This window comes from Pseudomonas sp. AC463 (assembly GCF_979253585.1).
In genome coordinates this window covers 4696-24226 of the sequence record NZ_CEEDDZ010000039.1, presented here as the reverse complement: position 1 = coordinate 24226, position 19531 = coordinate 4696, and the positions used below count along the sequence as shown (strand labels likewise).

15 protein-coding genes are annotated in these 19531 nt (G+C 63.5%); 11 read left to right on the top strand and 4 right to left on the bottom strand.

Annotation, left to right across the window (positions count from 1 at the left end):
* Positions 1 to 389 precede the first annotated feature (389 nt).
* A complete protein-coding gene (locus tag AC0IYH_RS28815) occupies positions 390 to 1736 on the bottom strand; it encodes a tetratricopeptide repeat protein (RefSeq protein ID WP_471837407.1) in 1347 nt (448 codons plus the stop codon).
* A 318-nt stretch (positions 1737 to 2054) separates the two neighbouring features.
* Between AC0IYH_RS28815 and AC0IYH_RS28810 the strand changes: the two genes are divergently transcribed.
* From AC0IYH_RS28810 to AC0IYH_RS28785, 6 genes are all read left to right on the top strand, one after another.
* Positions 2055 to 3638, top strand: coding sequence for an ABC transporter substrate-binding protein (locus tag AC0IYH_RS28810; protein ID WP_471837405.1), 1584 nt, complete (start codon positions 2055 to 2057; stop codon positions 3636 to 3638).
* The gene (locus tag AC0IYH_RS28805) at positions 3635 to 4612 is read left to right on the top strand and encodes an ABC transporter permease (protein ID WP_471837403.1); all 978 of its coding nucleotides are present in this window, start codon (positions 3635 to 3637) and stop codon (positions 4610 to 4612) included. The genes AC0IYH_RS28810 and AC0IYH_RS28805 overlap by 4 nt, the downstream gene beginning before the upstream one ends.
* On the top strand, positions 4612 to 5439 hold the full coding sequence (locus tag AC0IYH_RS28800) for an ABC transporter permease (RefSeq protein WP_471837401.1): 828 nt from the start codon (positions 4612 to 4614) through the stop codon (positions 5437 to 5439). The genes AC0IYH_RS28805 and AC0IYH_RS28800 overlap by 1 nt, the downstream gene beginning before the upstream one ends.
* Complete coding sequence (locus AC0IYH_RS28795; protein ID WP_471837399.1) at positions 5436 to 7052, top strand: dipeptide ABC transporter ATP-binding protein; 1617 nt, start codon at positions 5436 to 5438, stop codon at positions 7050 to 7052. The genes AC0IYH_RS28800 and AC0IYH_RS28795 overlap by 4 nt, the downstream gene beginning before the upstream one ends.
* Entirely contained in the window at positions 7045 to 7878 is an 834-nt protein-coding gene (locus AC0IYH_RS28790) for an alpha/beta fold hydrolase (RefSeq protein WP_471837397.1), read from the top strand. Before AC0IYH_RS28795 ends, AC0IYH_RS28790 begins: the two co-directional genes overlap by 8 nt.
* Before the next feature lie 139 nt (positions 7879 to 8017).
* Positions 8018 to 8938 (top strand): ATP-binding cassette domain-containing protein, encoded by a 921-nt coding sequence (locus tag AC0IYH_RS28785; protein WP_471837395.1) that lies wholly within the window; start codon positions 8018 to 8020, stop codon positions 8936 to 8938.
* 2 nt (positions 8939 to 8940) lie between these two features.
* Here the strand turns inward: AC0IYH_RS28785 and arnT are convergent, their stop codons facing one another.
* A complete protein-coding gene (arnT, locus tag AC0IYH_RS28780) occupies positions 8941 to 10596 on the bottom strand; it encodes a lipid IV(A) 4-amino-4-deoxy-L-arabinosyltransferase (protein ID WP_471837409.1) in 1656 nt (551 codons plus the stop codon).
* Positions 10597 to 10761: 165 nt separating this feature from the next.
* Complete coding sequence (pmrG, locus tag AC0IYH_RS28775) at positions 10762 to 11436, bottom strand: lipopolysaccharide core heptose(II)-phosphate phosphatase PmrG (protein ID WP_471837394.1); 675 nt, start codon at positions 11434 to 11436, stop codon at positions 10762 to 10764.
* A gap of 274 nt (positions 11437 to 11710) precedes the next feature.
* Between pmrG and AC0IYH_RS28770 the strand changes: the two genes are divergently transcribed.
* The 5 genes from AC0IYH_RS28770 to AC0IYH_RS28750 all read left to right on the top strand — a co-directional run bounded on the left by AC0IYH_RS28770 (position 11711) and on the right by AC0IYH_RS28750 (position 17945).
* Positions 11711 to 12370 (top strand): ABC transporter ATP-binding protein, encoded by a 660-nt coding sequence (locus AC0IYH_RS28770; RefSeq protein ID WP_122773194.1) that lies wholly within the window; start codon positions 11711 to 11713, stop codon positions 12368 to 12370.
* Entirely contained in the window at positions 12367 to 14829 is a 2463-nt protein-coding gene (locus tag AC0IYH_RS28765) for an ABC transporter permease (protein ID WP_471837392.1), read from the top strand. Before AC0IYH_RS28770 ends, AC0IYH_RS28765 begins: the two co-directional genes overlap by 4 nt.
* Positions 14819 to 15883, top strand: coding sequence for a lipocalin-like domain-containing protein (locus AC0IYH_RS28760; protein WP_471837391.1), 1065 nt, complete (start codon positions 14819 to 14821; stop codon positions 15881 to 15883). The genes AC0IYH_RS28765 and AC0IYH_RS28760 overlap by 11 nt, the downstream gene beginning before the upstream one ends.
* A gap of 137 nt (positions 15884 to 16020) precedes the next feature.
* Positions 16021 to 16344 carry a hypothetical protein gene (locus tag AC0IYH_RS28755; protein ID WP_471837389.1) on the top strand — a complete coding sequence of 108 codons (324 nt, stop codon included), beginning with the start codon at positions 16021 to 16023 and terminating at the stop codon, positions 16342 to 16344.
* Positions 16345 to 16457: 113 nt separating this feature from the next.
* Positions 16458 to 17945, top strand: a complete 1488-nt coding sequence (locus AC0IYH_RS28750) for a hypothetical protein (protein WP_471837388.1) — start codon at positions 16458 to 16460, stop codon at positions 17943 to 17945.
* A gap of 59 nt (positions 17946 to 18004) precedes the next feature.
* On the opposite strand, the gene AC0IYH_RS28745 is transcribed toward AC0IYH_RS28750, so the two are convergent.
* Positions 18005 to 19102: an SMP-30/gluconolactonase/LRE family protein gene (locus AC0IYH_RS28745; protein ID WP_471837387.1), complete on the bottom strand. Its 1098-nt coding sequence runs from the start codon at positions 19100 to 19102 to the stop codon at positions 18005 to 18007.
* Positions 19103 to 19531: the final 429 nt, after the last annotated feature.

Genomic DNA, 19531 nt, shown 5'->3' with positions numbered 1-19531 from the left:
GGCGGCGGCGGCGGAGTGTGTGGCGCGGGCAGTGGCTCGGGGGGTGTTTGAGGCCCGGGGGGGCATATCCGTTATTTAGGTAACGGCGGCCCACGGATTCAAGCCTGCGTTCGGCCAGCGTGTTTGACGGGGCGCCTAGGATCAAAAGCAAAAGCGCGGCGGCCTGGTAGCCGACCGGTTTCTCAGGCTGTACTTGGTCAAAATGTGGGAGGGGGCTTGCCCCCGATAGCGGTGGGTCAGTTACAGATGCATTCACTGACACTCCCTCATCGGGGGCAAGCCCCCTCCCACATTTTGATCTCATTTATCAGGTAGATATCACCCCCGCTCCGTACATGCTGTTCAAAAGTGAGCTAGCCATCACCCAAACAACGGATATGTACTCATCATCAACCAAACCGCAAAACCCGCTCCCGTGCACGAGCTGCCTGCTCCGGCAACCCCAACGCCTCATACACCCCCACCAGACTCCGATTAACCGGCACATCCCACCCGTCATACCGCCGCCTTAACTCCAACCCCTGCTGCGCCGCAAACCAATCCCCCGCCTGCAACCGTGCATCCAGCTCCACCAGCGCAAACAGGTCGCGCTGCGCATGGCTCCCGCCAATCTCATTCAACCGAGGCAGTGCGATACCCAGTTGCTCCAGCGCACCCTGGGCATCCCCGCGGGCATGCGCCAACAGCCCCCGCGCCAACGGCAGGGTGACTTCACCCCACACTGGCCTCGCGGTAAAGCTGTGCCGGCGCAACGCCGCGAGCAGCGTATCCGCCTCCGTTTTGCCCGCTCGTGCCAGGCCGTATAAATACTGCACGCTCAAAAAAGGCTGCACCGTGTCGGCGACCCGCCGTTGCAGGTAGGGCGCCAACGCTTGCCAGCGTTCACCCACGTCGATCCCGGCCAGTTCCAGCCGCGCCAGCAAGGACACCGCGCCCACCTGGTCCTGGGAGTACTCCGGCAGGATGCCCCACACGTGTCGATCGTAAATCTCCAGCACCCGTCTATCCTCACCCCGGGCCAGGTAGAACAGCGCCAGGTGCCACCAGTTGTGGGTGTACATGAACGAGTTCAACCCGTCCCAATGCTGTTTCACACTTTCCAGGAACGCGGTGCCTTCCTCGATACGCCCGTGGGTCAGCAGCACATGGGCCAGGGCATGTTGGGCCCAAGGCTCGGACGGTTGCAGGCGCAGGGCCTCGCGGGCGCTGGTTTCGGCTTCTTCGAGCAGGTGGCATTGCTCGTAGGCGAAGGCCAGCAAGCCGTGGCTGTGGGCGATATCCGGCGCGCCGGCGGTGGCCTTGAGGCCGATGCGCAGCAGCGCCGGCCAGTTGCCGCGGTTGAATTCCAGGTATTGGTTGAGCTTGGCGGCGAACAGGTCGCGGGGGTAGCGCTCGAGCAGGTTTTCGCTCAAGCGCAGGACCTCGTTGAGGTCATCGTTGATCCACGCCTGCAACACCTCCAGGTACAGCCGGGCGCGGGGGTGGCCGGTGTTCACGGCGGCTGCGCGCTGGCGGTATTTTTCTGCCAATGCTGGGCCCTCGGGGGACTCGATGAACATCAGCAGGATCCCTGCAAAAGCATTGGCCAGCGCAGAGTCGGGGTCGGCATCGGCGGCGGCCAGGATGCCCTCGGCGCGGGGCTGGTAGCCGAGGAAGCCACCGATGAAATCATCCACGCCCTGGCGGGTGATCGGGTGGGTGGTGTCGATGGGGTTGCCCAGGTAATCCAGTGACATGGTGAAAGGCTCGTTTATGCGGATGACGGTTACAGGGGCAAACCTTGTGCCATCGGCCAGCGGTGAAAGCCTGTGGGAGGGGGCTTGCCCCGGATGGCGGCGGGTCAGTTGGCTCATTCATTGATGACCCACCGGTATCGGGGGCAAGCCCCCTCCCACTTTTGAAATGCTTTGCTGCTGCTTTTTGCACACTCAGGTCGAGCAGTGTGGTTTTTTCATCAGCGCGAGGCTCACCGACCCCCAGCAAACCCTGCGCAAACCCCCATGGCACAGCGCTTGCAAAACCCCTCGGCATCTCTATCCCATCGAGGAGGCCCCATGCGCCCATTCTCTTTTCGCCGTGTCCTCTCGTCCGTGGGCCTGTGCACCGCGCTGCTCGCCGGCCAGGCGCTGGCCCAACCCCGGGAAGGCGGCGTGCTGAACCTGGTGGCCCAGCCGGAGCCGCCGTCGCTGATGCATGGGGTGGTCAGCCATGTGTCCACCCAATATGTCAGCGGCAAGGTGCTGCAGGGCCTGCTGACGTTCGACACCGACCTCAACCCCAAGCCGGTGTTGGCCAAGTCCTGGAATATTTCCCCCGACGGCCTCACCTACACTTTCCAATTGCAGGACGGCGTGCACTGGCACGACGGCCCGGCCTTTAGCGCCGATGACGTGGTGTTCAGCTTCCAGACCTTCTACCCCGAGGTCGACAAACGCCTCGGCGGCATCATCACCGAGTACGTCGACCGCATCACCGCCAAGGGTCCGCTGCAAGTAGTCTTCCACCTCAAGAAACCCTTCGCGCCCTTGCTCTCGGCCCTGGGCAGCGGCCTGCGCCCGGTGGTGCCCAAGCACCTCTACGCCAACACCGATTTTCGCAACAACCCCTACAACCTCAAGCCGGTCGGTACCGGGCCGTTTGTGTTTGTGGAGTGGAAACGCGGTGCCTATATCAAGCTGGCCAAGAACCCCGGCTATTGGAAAAAGGGCCTGCCGCACCTCGACAGCATCATCTTCCACGTGATCCCGGACGCCTCATCGCGAGCCGCCGCGTTCGAGCGCAATGACGTGCAGGTGCTGCGCAGCGGCGACGCCGATTACTCCGACCTCAAGCGCCTGACCGCGCTGCCGAACGTGCAGTCGTCGGAGAAGGGCTGGGAGCTGTACGCCGGCCTGGCCTTTTTGCAGATCAACACGCGCAAGCCGCCGCTGAACAACCCCAAGGTGCGCCAGGCGATCCTGTATGCGCTGAACCGGCCGTTCATCGTTAACAATATTTTCTTCGGCTCGGGCAAGGTGGCCCAGGGCGAGTTCGTCTCGACCACGCCGTACCACGACCCGCAGTTGCCGCAGTACAGCTATGACGTGAAAAAGGCCAAGGCACTGATTGCCGAATCCGGCGTGGACGTGGGCGCGGTGCGTATCCGCCTGCTCAATGGCGAGAAGGGCGGCGCCTGGGAACGCCTGGCCGAGTACACCAAGCAGGCACTGCAACCCCTGGGCTTTAAGGTGCAGGTGGTGACGTCCGACGCGGCCACCTGGTTCCAGCGTGTCAGCGACTGGGACTTCGACCTGACCTACAACTTTATCTTCCAGGTCGGCGACCCGTACCTCACCAGCGCTTATCTGTTTCGCTCCGACTACATCCTCAAGACCTCACCGTTCGCCAACGTCAGTGGCTACAGCAACCCCGCGGCCGATGCGCTGTGGACCAAGCTCGCCGACACGCCGCAAGGCCCTGCGCGCACGCAGCTCTACAGCCAGCTTGAAAACATCTTGAACACCGACCTGCCCATCGCGCCGATCTTCGAGATGCGCTACCCGACGCTGTTTCACAGCCAGGTGAAAAACCTGCTGCAAACCGCCACCAGCCTGAATGAGGACTACGAGAGCGTGTACCTTGAGGCGCCGGCACCATGAACGGCGTGGTGTATCTCGGCGCGCGCCTGCTCAAGGCGCTGCTGATGGTGGTGGCGGTGCTGGTGTTGAGCTTTTTGCTGATCCATCTGGCGCCGGGCGACCCGGCGCTGCTGCTGGCCGGTGAGGCGGGGGTGGACGATGTGCAGTTTATCGAGCAACTGCGCCAGAGCATGGGCCTGGACAAACCGCTGCTCCAGCAATTGCTGATTTACCTGGGCCATATCGCCCATCTTGACCTCGGGTATTCCTACCGCAACCAGACCTCGGTGTGGTCTTTGATCGCCGAGCGTCTGCCGGCCACGCTGGCACTGATGGGTTCGGCATTTGTGCTGTCTTCCGTGCTGGGCGTGGCCCTTGGTGTGCTGGCGGCGCAGGCGCGGCAGAAGCGGCATTGGCTCGATGGGGTGATTTCCCATGGGGCCTTGCTGTTGTACGCGATGCCGACCTTCTGGCTGGCGATGCTGATGATCCTGCTGTTTTCGGTGAGCCTGGATTGGCTGCCGGCGTTTGGCATGGAGACGGTGGGCCGGGACTTTTCGCTGCTCGATCGCCTGCAGCACCTGCTGTTGCCGTGCCTGTCTCTGAGCGTGCTGTTTTTGGCCTTGTATATCCACCTGACCCGCGCCGCCGTGCTCGATGCCCTTGGCCAGGAATACGTGCGCACCGCCCACGCCAAGGGCCTGCACCCACGGCGCGTGCTGTACGTGCATGTACTGCGCAATGCCCTGCTGCCGGTGGTGACCTTCGCCGGCCTGCAACTGGGCCAATTGGCCAGCGGCGCGTTGCTGGTTGAAGTGGTGTACTCGTGGCCCGGCATTGGCCGCTTGATGTACGACGCGCTCGCGCAGCGCGACTACGGCGTGTTGATGGGGGGCTTTCTGGTGATCTCGATGCTGGTGGTGGGCTTTAACGTGTTGACCGATCTGATCTGCCGTTTTCTCGACCCGCGTATCGGCGCCGGAGGGCAGGGCTGATGGTGGTGTTCAAGCGCTTTATCCGCCAGCCCTCGGCGCTGGCGGGCGCAGTGTTTTTGCTGCTATTGGCGGCGCTGGCGACGGTCGCGCCGTGGCTGACCGACAGCGCGCCATGGGAAATGAACACCCAGCCGATGCTCGCGCCGTTCCACGACGCATCGCACTGGCTGGGCAGCGACCTGCTCGGCCGCGACCTCGGCAGCGGTTTGCTCTATGGCGCCCGCGTGTCGCTGGCGGTGGGTGCGCTGGCCAGCCTGTCGACCTTGCTGGTGGGGCTGCTGGTGGGGGCTATCGCCGGTTACTTCGGCGGCTGGCTCGACGGTGTGCTGATGCGCATCGCCGAGTTCTTCCAGATCATCCCGCAGCTGGTGCTGGCGGTGATTCTGGTGGCGGTGCTGGAACCGTCGCTGGGCTCCATCGTGCTGGCGATTTCGCTGGTGGCCTGGCCGGGTGTGGCGCGGCTGGTGCGCAGTGAATTCCTCACCCTGCGCCAGCGCGAATTCGTGCAGGCGGCGCGGGTGCTGGGCCAGTCGCCGTGGGGCATCATCCGCGAGCAGATCCTGCCGAATGCGCTGGCGCCACTGCTGGTGACCATGACCTTTGTGATGGCCACGGCAATCCTCACCGAGGCGGCGCTGGCGTTCCTCGGCCTCAGCGATCCGGAGGCGATGAGCTGGGGTTATATGATCAACGCGTCCCGTGGGTTGCTGCGCGATGCCTGGTGGATGAGCTTCTTGCCGGGGCTGGCGATTGTGCTGTGCGTGCTGGCGGTGAACCGCGTGGGCGAAGGCCTGCGCGTGGCGTTTGAACCGGGGAGGTCGCTATGACGTTATTGAGTGTCGAGCATCTGCGCATCGCGTTGCCGTCCGGGGCCGATCGCAGCCATGCGCTGTATGACCTGTCGTTGCAGCTGCGCAGCGGCGAATGCCTGTGTGTGGTGGGCGAGTCCGGTTCGGGCAAGTCAATGCTGGCCAAGGCGCTGCTGCGCCAGTTGCCGGTGCCGCTGACCCTGGAAAGCGGGCGCCTGGTGTTTCGCCAGGAAGACCTCGCGGCGCGCAGCGAAGCCGGTATGCGCGCACTGCGCGGGCGCGCTATCAGCATGGTCTTCCAGGAGCCCATGAGCGCGCTGAACCCGTTGCTGCGGGTGGGCGAGCAGATTGATGAAACCCTGCGTGCCCATGGTGTGCAGTCGGGTGCCGAGCGGCGCCGGCGTGTGCTCGACCTGCTGGGTTATGTCGGCCTGCCGGACCCCGAGCGCCTGCGTCAGGCCTATCCGTTTGAACTCTCCGGCGGCCAGCGCCAGCGCGTGGTGATCGCCATGGCCCTGGCGTTCGATCCGGCGCTGTTGATTGCCGACGAGCCCACCTCGGCGCTGGACGTGACCACCCAGGCGCAGATCCTCGACCTGCTACGCAAAATCCAGCAGGACAAGGGCATGGCACTGTTGTTTATCACCCATGACTTTGCCGTGGTCGAGGCGATTGCCGACCGCGTGCTGGTGCTGGAGCAAGGCCGCGTGGTCGAGCAGGGCAGCGCGCAACAGGTACTGCGCGCGCCTCAGGCCGCCTATACGCGGCAACTGCTGGCGGCCGTGCGGGCACAACCGCTGGCGCCGCGTGCGCGGGTGCACGGCGCGGTGGTGCTCAAGGCCGAGCAACTGGGCAAGGTGTTCAGCAGCCGCAACGGTTGGTGGGGGCGGCGCACCACCCAGGCGCTGGACGCGGTGGCTGTGCAACTGCGTGAGGGCGAAACCCTGGGGGTTGTCGGTGAGTCGGGCTCGGGCAAGTCGACCCTGGGCCGTTGCCTGGTGCGCTTGTTGCGCGCCGACAGCGGCCAGATCCAATGGCTGGGCCAGGACGTGGCCGGGTTGCCTGAGGGGCGTTTGCGGCCGTTGCGCAGCCAGGTGCAAATGATCTTCCAGGACCCGTTCGCCTCCCTTAATCCACGTCAGACCGTCGGCCGCATCATCATGACCGGGCCGCTGGTGCAGGGCCGCTCCCAGGCCGACGCCGAGCAGCGCGCGCGGGCATTGCTGGAACGCGTGGGCCTGCCGGCCACGGCGTTCGAGCGTTACCCCCATGAGTTCTCCGGTGGTCAGCGCCAGCGCATCGGCATCGCCCGCGCCCTGGCGGTGGAGCCCAAGGTGCTGATTGCCGATGAGTGTGTGTCGGCCCTGGATGCGTTGATCCAGGTGCAGATTTTGGAACTGCTGGAGTCGCTGCAACGCCAGCTGAAATTGAGCATTGTATTTATTACCCACGACCTGCGTGTGGCGGCGCGGTTGTGTGACCGGATTGCCGTGATGCAGCACGGGCAAGTGGTGGAGCAGGGCGATACGGCGGCGCTGTTTGCCGACGCGCGCCATCCTTACACTCGCAGTCTGTTGCAGTGTGTGCCGACCCGTGGCGTCAACCTTGAGGACTATGCGCTTTATGACTGATTTGAACGGGCCGCTGGTGCGCGGCCAATTGCTCGACATCCGCCCCGGCCGCCGCCTGAGCATCGCCCACCAGGTGGGCACCACCGAGCCGGATACCGTGGTGTTTTTCTGCCATGGCGCCGGCGGCAACAAAGACCAGTGGCGCCTGCAATGGCAGGCGCTCAAGGCCCAAGGCTACAGCCTGGTGGCCTGGGACCTGCTGGGCCATGGCGACAGCGCGCGGCCGCGCGATGAGCACGCCTACGCGTGGGCAGAACTGGTGGCGGACTACCTGGCGATCCTGCAGCGTTACGGCGGCGCGCGTAACCTGATCGTCGCCCATTCCTTCGGCACCAGCCTGAGCCTCAGTGCGTTGCTGGCCAGGCCCGCAGTGCCTGTTGCGGCGGCGTTGCTGCTGGGTACCCAGTTGCATCGACCGGCGGCGGGTGGCGGCTTGATGGCCTTGCCGGCGTGGATTCTGGAGTGGCTGCGCCCGGTATTGGCCAAGGGCTTTCGCGAGCGCGCCTGGCACGCGTCGGCCGATCCGGCATTGGTGGCCTATGAAGAGCAACTCACCGAGCGCAACCGCCTGTCGATGTTCAAGGCCCTGACCAAAAACGCCGACTGGCCGGCCGCTGCGCAGATCCCCAGTCTGCTGCTGCCGGTGAGTGTGTTGGCCGGTGACAGCGACGGCCTGACCCCCGCCAGTGGTGGCCAGGCCCTGGCCGGGCAACTGCCGAATGCCGACTTCCAGGTGCTGGAGGCCTGTGGTCACCAGTTGATGCTGGAAAAACCCGAGGCGGTGCTGAAAGCATTCAACAAACTCCTGGCACGGCTTATAACTTAAAAACTTTTTGCTATGCGATTCAGCTATTGGATTGTTCTTGAGGTAATGCCTTTAATTCGGGATCTAACTCATTGTTGTACGGAATAAATCAGCGCCCCCGCGCGTTGTAATGAGTCATCGTCCGCCTTAGAGATTAGCCATGAGCAACCCTGTTGCCCCCGCGCCCCTGGTCCGCCTGCTGGGCCTGAGCAAGACCTTCGGTGCCCATTGCGCACTGGATCAGGTCAACCTGGATATTTACCCGGGTGAGGGCGTGGCATTGCTGGGGGCCAGCGGGGCGGGCAAATCGACCTTGGTGAAGATCCTCAGCGGCAGCCTGGCGCCGGATGCCGGTGAACTGTGGGTGGATGGGCAGCGCCAGCGTTTCACCTCGCCGTTATCGGCGCGCCGGTTGGGGATTGTGGCGGTGCACCAACGCCCGGATGACGCGATTGCGCCGGGCCTGAGCGTGGCCGAGAACCTGTTGCTCGATGAGCTCTGCCAGCCTGACGCCGACTTTCTGCTCAACCGCAAAAACCTGCTGCAACGCGCGCACATCATCGCCGCCGGGCTGGGCCTGCAGCTGCCTTTGGAACAGCCGGTCGAGCGCCTGGGCCTGGCCGATCGGCAACTGCTGGTGCTGGCTCGCGCGTTTGCGTTGCAGCCCAAACTGTTGATTCTGGATGAACCCACCGCCGCCCTGTCGGAAACCGACGCCGAGCGCCTCTTGGGCCTGATCGACAGTCAGCGCGCACGCGGGGTGGCGATTGTGTATATCTCCCAGCGCCTGTCCGACCTGCAACGGGTGACCAACCGCGCCATCGTTTTGCAGGAGGGCCGGCTGACCAGCGATATCAACACGCGGCACTTGCCCAGCGCGGCCTATACGCTGTTTGGCGATGTGGCCGAGCAGCCGCCGGTCACGCCTGACAAGGCTTTGCCGGTGCCGTTCCTGGAGCGCTTTACCCGTGCCGGGTTTATCCGCAACCGGGCCGAGGGCCGGGCGGTGCAGGAGCAACTGCTGGGCAGCGGCATCACCCCGGTCGACCTGCTGGACCCCGCCAAGACCACTCCCCGCTGAATTCACGGCAGTTGCGGGTAGATAATCAGCTGCAGATGCCCCTTGGAATAACGTGTGCCACCGGGCGGCAGTTGCCCGGCCTCGCGCATTTCACTGGTGCTGTTGACCCGCAGCAGCACGCCGACCGCGCCGTGCCGGCGCGCCTGCTGCAGCCAGGCCTGGACCTGGCCCAACTCGACTTTGCGCTGCACGGAGCCGGCGTATTGCAGGCCGTAGCGCAGTTCGCCCTCGGTGTCATACAGCGTCACGTCCGTGCGCTTGAGGCGCCAGGCCATGGCGCTGGCATTTTCCAGGGCATTGGCCAGCAGCGCGTGGGTGGGCTGCAACTCATGCAGATGCTCAAGCACAAACTGATCGGGCATTTCGTTATCGGCGATCTGCGCCGGCATGCTCGCCGGCAGCAGGATCACCAGTATGCCGATGCCCAGCACCGGCATTGCCCACAGTGTCAGCGGGCGAAAGGCTTGCAGCAGGTTGGCGAGGATCCACCCCAGCAGCACGATAAAGGCCAGGGACAGGCTGAACATTTCGGCGTGGCTGTTACCGTAAAGTGGCCTGGCGATTTGCAGGTAGATCAGGCCGATCATGGCCGCCATGCCGATCGCGAAGTTGAGCAGGCCATTGAGGCAGAGCGCGCGTGCACGGCCGCTGTTCAGCAGGTCGATCAGGGTATGCCCCATCAGCAGCGCCAACGGCAGCAGGCACGGCATGATGTAGGTCGGCAACTTGCCGTTGCTCAGGCTGAAAAAGACCAGCGGCAACAGCAGCCACAGGCCCATGAAGGCGATCGCCGGCTGGCGTTTTTCGCGCCAGGCCTTGTGCAGCGTGGTGGGCAGCAACCCGGCCCACGGCAGGCAGGCCACCGCCATGATTGGCAGGAAAAACCACCAGGGCCGCACGTGTTGCGCGTCGTCGGCGCTGAAGCGGCGAATGTGCTCGTTCCAGAAAAAGAAGCGCCAGAAGTCCGGTTCCTGCACATGCACCGCCAGCACCCAGGGCAAGCACACCTGCATCGCCACGCCCACCGCCAGTGGGCCGTAGCGCAGCAACTCGGCCAGGCGCCGTTGCCAGAGCATATAGGGCACGGCGATCAACACCGGCAGCGCCCAGGCCAGAAAGCCTTTGGTCATGAAGCCCATGCCACACGCCAGGCCCAGCATTGCCCATGCCCACAGACGCGCGCGGGTGGTGTGGCTGTCGAGGGCAAACCACAAGGCCATCAGGCTCAGGTTGACCCAGAAGGTAAATTGCGGGTCCAGGTTGGAATACCCGGCTTGCCCGGCCACCAGGCCGAAACTCAGGTAGAGCAGGGCGCAGGCGAAGCTTTTGCGCGGGTCGTTCCACAGGCGCCGGGCGATCAGGTAGGCCAGCAACACGCTGAGGCCGCTGGTCAGCGCCGACGCGATGCGGACACCGAACAGGTTCTGGCCGAACAGCGCCTGGCCAAGGGCGATCAGCCAGTAACCACCGGCAGGTTTTTCGAAATAGCGCACGCCCAGGTAATGCGGCGCCACCCAGTCGCCGCTTAGCAGCATTTCCTGGCTGATCTGCGCGTAGCGGGTTTCGTCCGGGGTCCACAAACCGTGCAGCCCGAGCGGCAACAGGTAAAACGCGACGAAGGCCAGTAATAACACCGGCAAGGGTTTTAAACGGGATATCACAACGTCGCTCCTTGACGTCTAACAGCAGACTTTTGAAGTAATAGCGTACACATCACAGCGTTCACTGAATGACAGAAAGTATTCATGACGTCCTTAATTAAAAGGCGCAACTAAACATGCCAGAACAGGGCTGTCTTTTTGCTGAATAAAGAGGGGAGGTTATTAAAGTTGCTTGAGTGCAGCGGGCCATTGCGGGTTGTTGACGATACCCAGAGCCTTGAATTTTCCGTGCGGCAATACCTGCACGAACAGCGCGCTGCCGTACTCGGGGAATGAGGCGCGGGGGAAGCCCAGGGTGGATTCGAAGTCGGCGATGCAGCCGCTGTGGGTGACGAACACCAGGTTGCGTCCCGGGGTCTTGTGGCTCAGCAACTCTTCGCCCATGGCCGCGCCGCACACGGCTTTCTCGCCCGAGGTGACCTCGTTTTTGCCGAACATGAAACGCAGGGTCTGGGCGGTGCGAATGGCCGGGCTGGCGAGCACGTCGCTGCCGTCCATGCCCAGGGTTTTAAAGGCTCTGCCGAGGTTTTCGGCGTGTTGGCTGCCGTTGATCGTCAGGCCCTCCACCGGCCCCAGGCAGGGGTTGGTCGAGCGGTCACAGCGCTCCTCGTGGCGCACCAGCACGATCAGGTCACCGTCGCGCCACAGCGGCAGAACCTCGGAGGTCAGCAAGCGATTGCCCACGCCCAGGTCCCGTGGCGAGGAGGGCCAGAACAGGCTGGCGACGAGCAGCAGGGCAACCACCACAATCCCCAGCCAGAGGGCTGGCCAGCGCTTGAAAAAGCGTGGGCGCAAGCGTGGTTTGGTCAGGGTAACGTCAACCACTTCATTCACCATGGGCGCTGTTGGCAATGTTGTATTAATTAGGCGCAACGTACGGGCGAATAGCCGCAGTGAAACAGGAGGCTGTCACAGGGCGGCTGTCTTTTCGCTGAACATGTTGCGGTTAAAAGTTGTCCGCTGTGGCAACTGCAAAGTTGCTCGCCAGGGACGCTTGATGGGCAATTTAGAGTGCGTCGGGTGGGCAACCGGTGAAATCCATGTGAAAAATTTGCGTGGCTGTGAGCGGCAGCCGTTATTCTCGATCGCCACCCTTTAAACGAGCATTGCCATGTTGCAGGTGCAAGGTGTTTTCAAAAGCTATGCCACGCCCCAAGGGCCGCTGACGGTGTTGGCGGGTGTCGACCTGCAACTGGCCGCGCGCAGCAGCCTGGCGTTGATGGGCGAATCCGGCAGTGGCAAGAGCACCCTGTTGCACCTGGTGGCCGGGCTCGACCGGGTGGACGGCGGCAGCATCCAGGTGGGCGAGCAGCGCCTGGACCAGCTCGGCGAAGCGCAACTGGCCCACTGGCGGCGCACTGAAATCGGCCTGGTGTTCCAGCAGTTCAACCTCATCGGCAGCTTGCGCGTCGACGACAACCTGGCTTTCCAGGCGCGTCTGGCGGGGCGCTTTGACCCCCACTGGCAAGCGCAGCTGGTGGAGCGCCTGGGGCTGGGGGATTTGCTCAAGCGTTACCCCGAGCAACTCTCCGGCGGCCAGCAGCAACGAGTCGCGGTGGGGCGCGCGCTGGCCTCGCGCCCGGGCTTGCTGTTGGCCGACGAGCCCACGGGCAACCTTGACGAAGCCACCAGCGACGAAGTGCTGCAACTGCTGCTGGACCTGCTGCGCGACAGCCCCACCAGCTTGTTGATGGTCACCCACAGCCCACGCATTGCCGCGCGGCTGGACCGCCAGGTGGTGTTGCATCGCGGGCAGGTCGTGGCCACGTGAGGATGTTTTATTGGACCCTGCGCGCCTTGCTCAGCCACTGGCGGCGCCATCCCGTGCAGTTTTTCAGCGTGCTTACCGGCTTGTGGCTGGCCACCGCCTTGTTGACCGGCGTGCAGGCCCTCAACAGCCAGGCCCGTGACAGCTACGCGCGCGCCAGCCAACTGATCGGCGGCGAACCCCAGGCCAGCCTCAGTGCGCCGGATGGCGCGAGTTTCCCTCAGGCGCTGTTTGCCGAGCTGCGCCGCGCCGGGTGGCCGGTGTCGCCGGTGGTACAGGGCCGGGTGCAGCTCAAGGAGTTGGAGGAGGTGCGCCTGCAATTGATGGGCATCGACCCGCTGTCGTTGCCCGGCAGCGGTGCAGTGGCTGGGCAGCGTTTGAGCCAGGCACAGATGCTGGCGTTTTTTACCGCGCCGGGACGCACCTGGGTCGCACCGCAAACCTTGCAGGCCTTGGGGCTGCACGAGGGCGAGCAGCCCGTGACCGTTAACGGGCAGGCATTGCCGCCGTTGCAGGCACAGCCGGACATGGCCCCCGGCCTGTTGCTCACCGACATCGGTTTTGCCCAGCCGCTGCTGCAGATGCCCGAGCGCTTGTCGCGGTTGCTGCTGGACAACGCCTTCGCCGCCCGCCACCCGACGCCACCCGCCGGGCTGCAACTCAAGCAGGGCGAGGACAACAACCTCGCGCGCCTTACCGAGAGCTTTCACCTGAACCTCGACGCGCTGGGCATGCTCTCGTTTGTGGTCGGGCTGTTTATCGTGCACGCCGCCATCGGCCTGGCGCTGGAGCAGCGCCGTGGGCTGTTGCGGACCTTGCGCGCCTGTGGGGTGAGTGCGCGCCTGCTGATCCTCGGGCTGGGCGTCGAACTGGGTGTGTTGTCGCTGCTGGGCGGCGTGCTCGGCGTGGCCAGCGGTTACCTGCTGGCCAGCCTGTTGCTGCCGGATGTGGCCGCCAGCCTGCGCGGCCTGTACGGCGCCGAAGTGCCGGGGCAATTGAGCCTGAGCCCTTGGTGGTGGCTGGCGGGTTTGGGCCTGAGCCTGCTCGGCGCGGTGCTCGCCGGCGCCAGCAGCCTGTGGCGCGCGGCACGCTTGCCGTTGCTGGCACTGGCCAATGCCCAGGCCTGGCATGATGCTCACGGGCGCTGGCTACGGCGCCAGGGTTGGGTGGCGGGCACCGCGCTGTTGATTGCGCTGCTGGCGCTATGGCTGGGCGACAGCCTGGCCGCCGGGTTTGTGTTGATGGCCGCGTTATTGCTCGGCTCCGCCCTCGGTTTGCCGGTGCTGCTCAATGCCTTGCTCAAGGCGGTGCTGGGGCGCAGCCGCTCGGTGCTCGGCCAATGGTTTCTCGCCGACTGCCGCCAGCAGTTACCGGCGCTGAGCCTGGCGCTGATGGCGCTGCTGTTGGCCCTGGCCGCGAATATCGGCGCCGGCTCCATGACCTCGGGCTTTCGTTACACGTTCAATAACTGGCTGGAGCAACGCCTTACCGCCGAGCTGTACCTCAACCCGCAAACCCCGGCTCAGGCTGAACAACTTCGCACCTGGCTGGCGCAACAACCCTTGGTGCAGACCGTGTTGCCCACCTGGCAAGTGGCCGTGCAAGTGCAGGGCTGGCCGGCGGATCTGTTTGGCGTGGTCGACGACCCCACCTATCGCCAGCACTGGCCGTTGCTGGAGGCTGTGCGCGCACCCTGGGACCAGTTGCAACGAGACGACACCCTGATGCTCAGCGAACAACTGGCGCGGCGGCTGGCGGTCAGCCTCGGCGATACGCTGAGCATTCCCACGCCGCAAGGTGTGTGGGCGCCCAAGGTGGTGGGGATTTACGCCGACTACGGCAACCCCAAGGGCCATATGCTGGTCAATTCCACGCACCTGCTGGCCCACTGGCCGGGGCTGTCACCGGCGCGGTTCAACCTGCGGGTGGCGCCACCCGATGTGGCACCGCTGATCCACGCGGTGCAGCGCGCCTTTGCGCTGGAAGACAGCCGTATCGTCGACCAGCAGCAGCTCAAGGTTTGGTCCAGCCAGGTGTTCGAACGCACCTTCGCTGCCACGGCCGCGCTCAACAGCCTGACCCTCGGCGTCGCCGGTGTGGCGCTGTTTATCAGCCTGTTGACCCAGAGCCAAAGCCGCCTGGGCCAGCTCGCGCCGCTGTGGGCCTTGGGTGTGACGCGGCGGCAACTGATGCTGCTGAACCTGGGGCAGACCTGGCTGCTGGCGCTGCTCACGTTGATCCTCGCCCTGCCGTTGGGGGTGCTGTTGGCCTGGTGCCTGGACGCGGTGATCAACGTGCAGGCGTTTGGTTGGCGCCTGCCCTTGCAGATATTTCCGTGGCAGCTGGCGCAGTTGCTCGGGCTGGCGATGTTGGCCACGCTGCTGGCGTCGGCCTGGCCGCTGTGGCAGTTGTACCGCAGCCGCCCGGCTGACCTGTTGAGGACGTTCGCCCATGAAGATTAAGTCGCTGCTCTGGGCCGCGCTGTTGCTGGTGAGTGCCTGCGACAAAGCTCCCGTGCCCGAGGAAAGCTTCGCCGGGCTGGGCAGTGACGCGGCAGACTTTGCCCAAGTGGTGCCTGGCAAGGTGTTCAGCTTCCCCGAGGACCACGGTCCCCACACAGGTTTCCGGATTGAATGGTGGTACGTCACCGCCAACCTCAAGGATGCCCAGGGCAATCTGTTCGGCGTGCAATGGACGCTGTTTCGCAATGCCCTCAAGGCCGGGCCGACGCAAGCGGGCTGGCGGGATTCGACCGTATGGCTCGGCCACGCCGCCGTCACCTCCGCCACCCACCACTACGCCGCCGAGCGTTACGCCCGTGGCGGCGTCGGCCAGGCCGGGGTGCAGGCGGCGCCGTTCACTGCCTGGCTCGATGACTGGAATTTCGCCAGCCGCGCCGGTGCCGCCAGCCCCCTGGCGGACATGCAACTCAAAGCCAGCGGCGCGCAGTTCGCCTACGACCTGCACCTGACCTCCAGCCGCCCGCTGGTGTTGCAGGGCGACGGCGGTTACAGCCGTAAATCCGACCTGGGCCAGGCGTCGTACTACTACAGCCAGCCGTTTTTCAATGCCAGTGGCAGCCTGAGCATCGACGGCAAGGTGTACCAGGTCAGCGGCCCCGCGTGGCTGGACCGCGAATGGAGCAGCCAACCCCTGGCCGCCAGCCAGACCGGCTGGGACTGGTTCTCCCTGCACCTGGACCGGGGCGAGCAGTTGATGCTGTTTCGTGTACGCCAAACCGACGGCGCGGCCTACCTGACCGGCACCTGGATCGACCACGAAGGGCGCACTCAAACCCTGCATAACGCCGATATCCAATTGGCACCGCTGGACACCACGACCATCGACGGGCGCAAGATTCCTACGCGCTGGGCGCTGAAAATTCCCGGCAAGCAGCTGGATATCGTCACTGAAGCCGTCAACCCGAACGCCTGGATGAACCTGAGTATTCCGTATTGGGAAGGACCGGTGAAGTTTGAGGGTGGGGTGGGTTACCTGGAGATGACCGGTTATTAGGCTGGTTTCTGTAGGCGCTGTTTCTTGGCTGAGTAGGCAACTTCCCAAATGTAAGTCGACCCCCCTGGGCTTGTGTCCGGGGCGGGTTCGCTTGCTTATATTTCGACGCCATCTTTCTCGCATCCAGGATGTGAAGCATGGCGCAGAGCTATATCAATGAACGCACCACCGACTATCACAGTTTGAAACATCGCCTGATGGGTGGTGATTTTAGTCGGCAACACTCGGATCATTTTGATGTGCTGAATTACAGGCAGTATCGAATGATGTTGATGTTTGATTTCCTGCAGGATTCAAAGCGTCACGTGAAGGCCGGTGTCGTGACCGAGGCCGAACTGGCGTCTGTTCCCTTGGCGCTCAGACGTTGGGTGGTGTGGCCGTATTACTTTGGGTTTGTTTGGCTGATCGCATTGGTTGTCTGGAGCGTTTGGCGTAGAGGGTGCGATATCCCCATTTCATAGGTTCTGATTTTTTTCGAAGAAATACTGTACATCCATCCAGTCATATTCTACATTCCATCCCAGGTGACCGGATGTCACCTGAGCTTCACTTTTTAACTATGGATGGATAAAAAATGAAATCGAAAAAAGCCCTTATGCTCGGCGCGGCCATGGCGGCCATGGCGGCCAGCTGCTTTGTGTCGGCCTTTGCCCTGGCCGAGCAATACCCTCACCTGGCTGCGCAAGCGGCGCAACCCACCGTCAAACAAAGCCTGAAAGCGGCTGGCAATGTTCCAGCTGCCAAGGCTTCTGCAACGCTGAAACAACAGTTGAAAAAACCTGTGGTTGGCGCCAAGGCCAAGGCCAATGCCAATGTGGGTGTGGAAAACCGTACGGCGTCAGCGCCGGTGACCAAGGTGACGAAAGCCGACGCCCGGCAGGCGAGCGCCGTACAGGCGGCGTTGGTGCAGGGCTGTGAAACCACCCTGGATGTGAATCAGTTGTACACGGTCAACGGCGTGCAAACCGGCGACTTGCTGTGCTACCACTTCAACCTGCCGGCCAAGGCGCGCATCAATGCGCTGCTGGTCGGCCAGACCACAGGCACCAACATGTCGTTGACCCTGTTCCAGGACGATGGCCAGGGCAACCCGATTCCCCTGGGCACTTCCGACAGCCCCGGCACCGGTGATGAAAGCCTCAGCGGCGTGCTGCCGGCCGGTGATTACTACTGGTTCATGGAGGCCAATGCGGCGGTGGCGGGCTCGAGTTTCCAGTTCGGCGTGGCGGTGGAGACCAACATTGATGCCTTCGAGCCCAATGACACGCCGGACACCGCGTTCCAGTTGCCGGACACGCTCAACTACCTCAGCGGCAACGCCGACAGTATCAATGATGTCGACTACTTCGACTTCACCGCCGTGCGTGGCCAGAGCGTGGGCTTTGCGTTGACGGCCAATGCGCGCAGCAACTGGATCCTGGAACGCCTGAATGGCAGTCAGTGGGTCGTGGTGGACCCGAACCTCAAGTCGGACTCGGTCTCGAACCCGGGCGTTGGCGGCGTGGTCAAGATACGTGTGCGTCCGAACCCGAATGCCACGTGGAGTGCAGCGGGCAAATACAATCTGTCGTTCGGTTCCAACCCACGCATCAATACCTCGGATATGAAAGGCGAGCCGAGCGTAATCCGCATCCCGTATTCGGCGTCCGATGTGGGCTACGGCTACATGACCACCCAGGCCTATCGCAACCTGACCTGGAACATGGGCATCTCGGACAGCACCGGCATGCCGCTGGTGGGGCTGCACCCGATTGTGTTCCTCGACCAGCGCATCGACCCGGACAACGGCGACATCGTCTACCAGGCGTACTCGGCGGCCACCGACAGTGCCGGCCAGGCCAATGGCACCATCAACGTGGGCACCTGCTCGGGTGATTTCCAGACAACCTTTGTCGACTACGCCCAGGGCTACAACAACACCTGGCGTACCCAGTTCAACTACGGCGTGTGGCGCATGGAAGTGCTGGAGTATCCGGGGATCGGCGTCGGTGGTGACAATGTTCCGTATGTGAGCTTCGGCCACCTGTGCAACCAGACCTTGCTGAGCAGCAGCAAGGCCTAAGGTGGTGATGCGTTAGACCCCAGGGCATACAGGCCGCGCGCCTGTATGCCCTGTTTGCGTTATTGCTCCAAGGCCAGCGCCAACGGCAGGCGCGCCATGCTCGTACTCTTCAACGAGCCCAGATACAACCAGACGCCATACTCCCTGGCCGTGGTGATCGGCGAGTAATTGCCGGCGCTGCCATCCTGCAAGTTGGCGATGACCTTGCCCTCAGTGTCCAGCCCCAACACAAAGGCTTTGCGCTCGATAGGCTTGGGCACCACGATCAGCGCGCGCACCATCACTTTGCGCAACAGCGGGTAGCCGGCAAAGCTGTCCAGCAAGGGGTTGCGCGGCGAGTACAGCGCGACCCAGAAACGGTCCTGGCCGTTGAAGCTGAGGTTGTCCGGCAGGCCGGGCAGGTTGTCGATAAACAGGTCATGTTTGCCCGCGCGCTCGCCCTTGAGCCAATAACGGCTGATGCGATAGGCACCGGTTTCATTGACCAGCACGTAGTTTTCGTCCGGGCCGAGGGCCACGCCGTTGGCGAATTGCAACTGGTCCAGCAACACCTCGGTGCTGCCGTTGCTGAAGTCGTAGCGCAGCAGCCGGCCATCGCCGCCATGTTCGATCACCGCTTCGCCATCCTGGCCATATCCCCAGCGGCTCGACGCGTCGCTGAAGTACGCATAGCGCCCGGTGGCGTCTATGGCCACGTCATTGGTAAAGCCAAAGGGCACGTCATTGGCCGTGGTACTCAGGGTGGTAAGTTGGCGCTTGGCGTCCAGCGCGAGCAGACCCTTGATTCCGTCGGCAATGATCAAGCGACCATCCGGGTGCAACGCCAGGCCCAACGGGCGCCCGCCGGTATTGGCCAGCACTTCCAGGCTGCGGCTGTCGGGCGAGGTGCGGATGATGCGCCCGTCATGCAGGCCGCTGATCAGAAAACCCTGGGCATCCAGCAGCAAGGCCTCGGGCCCGGGGATGTCCTGGGCGCCGATTTTCTGTACGGCCTTCAGGCGCTGGTTTTCGGTGTAGGCACCGTCCTTCAGCGACGGCGCCTTGGGGGGCGTCCAGTTCACTGGTTGCACCTTGGTGGGCATCAGCAACAGAAACGCGATCACGGCCAGCAGCAGTACAAACATCAGGTGGCGCAGTTTTTTTGGACGGGTATTCATGACGATTCCTGGTTTTCGTGGGGGGCCGGTTCCCGCCGTAGGTGAGGACGAAGGTGGCGTGCAGCCAGGGGGTGTAGAGGAGGCTTTTTGTTGGAGGGTGAGCTTAGTTGGTGGCAGGGAATGTGCGAGTTTTTGTCTTTGTGTTGAGTACATATCCGTTGCTGCGGTAACGGCCGCGTATGGTTCCGCTCTTACAGCGGCTCACTTTTGTGTAACCCATGTGGTTGTCCCGTACACGAAGGCATGCCCGTAATCCAACAGTGATTTGGGGGGGGCGATCGCAGATCAAAATCAAAAGCGCGGCGGCCTAGTGGCCGACCGGCTTTCTCAGGCCTTACTCGGTAAAAAATGTGGGAGGGGGCTTGCCCCCGATGAGGGTGTGTCAGCTGATAAATCTGTAGCTGACCCACTGCCATCGGGGGCAAGCCC

Coding starts and splice junctions, on each gene's coding strand:
- AC0IYH_RS28815 (WP_471837407.1), bottom strand. CDS start 1,736: ATGTCACTGGATTACCTGGGCAACCCCATCGACACCACCCACCCGATC.
- AC0IYH_RS28810 (WP_471837405.1), top strand. CDS start 2,055: ATGCGCCCATTCTCTTTTCGCCGTGTCCTCTCGTCCGTGGGCCTGTGC.
- AC0IYH_RS28805 (WP_471837403.1), top strand. CDS start 3,635: ATGAACGGCGTGGTGTATCTCGGCGCGCGCCTGCTCAAGGCGCTGCTG.
- AC0IYH_RS28800 (WP_471837401.1), top strand. CDS start 4,612: ATGGTGGTGTTCAAGCGCTTTATCCGCCAGCCCTCGGCGCTGGCGGGC.
- AC0IYH_RS28795 (WP_471837399.1), top strand. CDS start 5,436: ATGACGTTATTGAGTGTCGAGCATCTGCGCATCGCGTTGCCGTCCGGG.
- AC0IYH_RS28790 (WP_471837397.1), top strand. CDS start 7,045: ATGACTGATTTGAACGGGCCGCTGGTGCGCGGCCAATTGCTCGACATC.
- AC0IYH_RS28785 (WP_471837395.1), top strand. CDS start 8,018: ATGAGCAACCCTGTTGCCCCCGCGCCCCTGGTCCGCCTGCTGGGCCTG.
- pmrG (WP_471837394.1), bottom strand. CDS start 11,436: ATGGTGAATGAAGTGGTTGACGTTACCCTGACCAAACCACGCTTGCGC.
- AC0IYH_RS28770 (WP_122773194.1), top strand. CDS start 11,711: ATGTTGCAGGTGCAAGGTGTTTTCAAAAGCTATGCCACGCCCCAAGGG.
- AC0IYH_RS28760 (WP_471837391.1), top strand. CDS start 14,819: ATGAAGATTAAGTCGCTGCTCTGGGCCGCGCTGTTGCTGGTGAGTGCC.
- AC0IYH_RS28755 (WP_471837389.1), top strand. CDS start 16,021: ATGGCGCAGAGCTATATCAATGAACGCACCACCGACTATCACAGTTTG.
- AC0IYH_RS28750 (WP_471837388.1), top strand. CDS start 16,458: ATGAAATCGAAAAAAGCCCTTATGCTCGGCGCGGCCATGGCGGCCATG.
- AC0IYH_RS28745 (WP_471837387.1), bottom strand. CDS start 19,102: ATGAATACCCGTCCAAAAAAACTGCGCCACCTGATGTTTGTACTGCTG.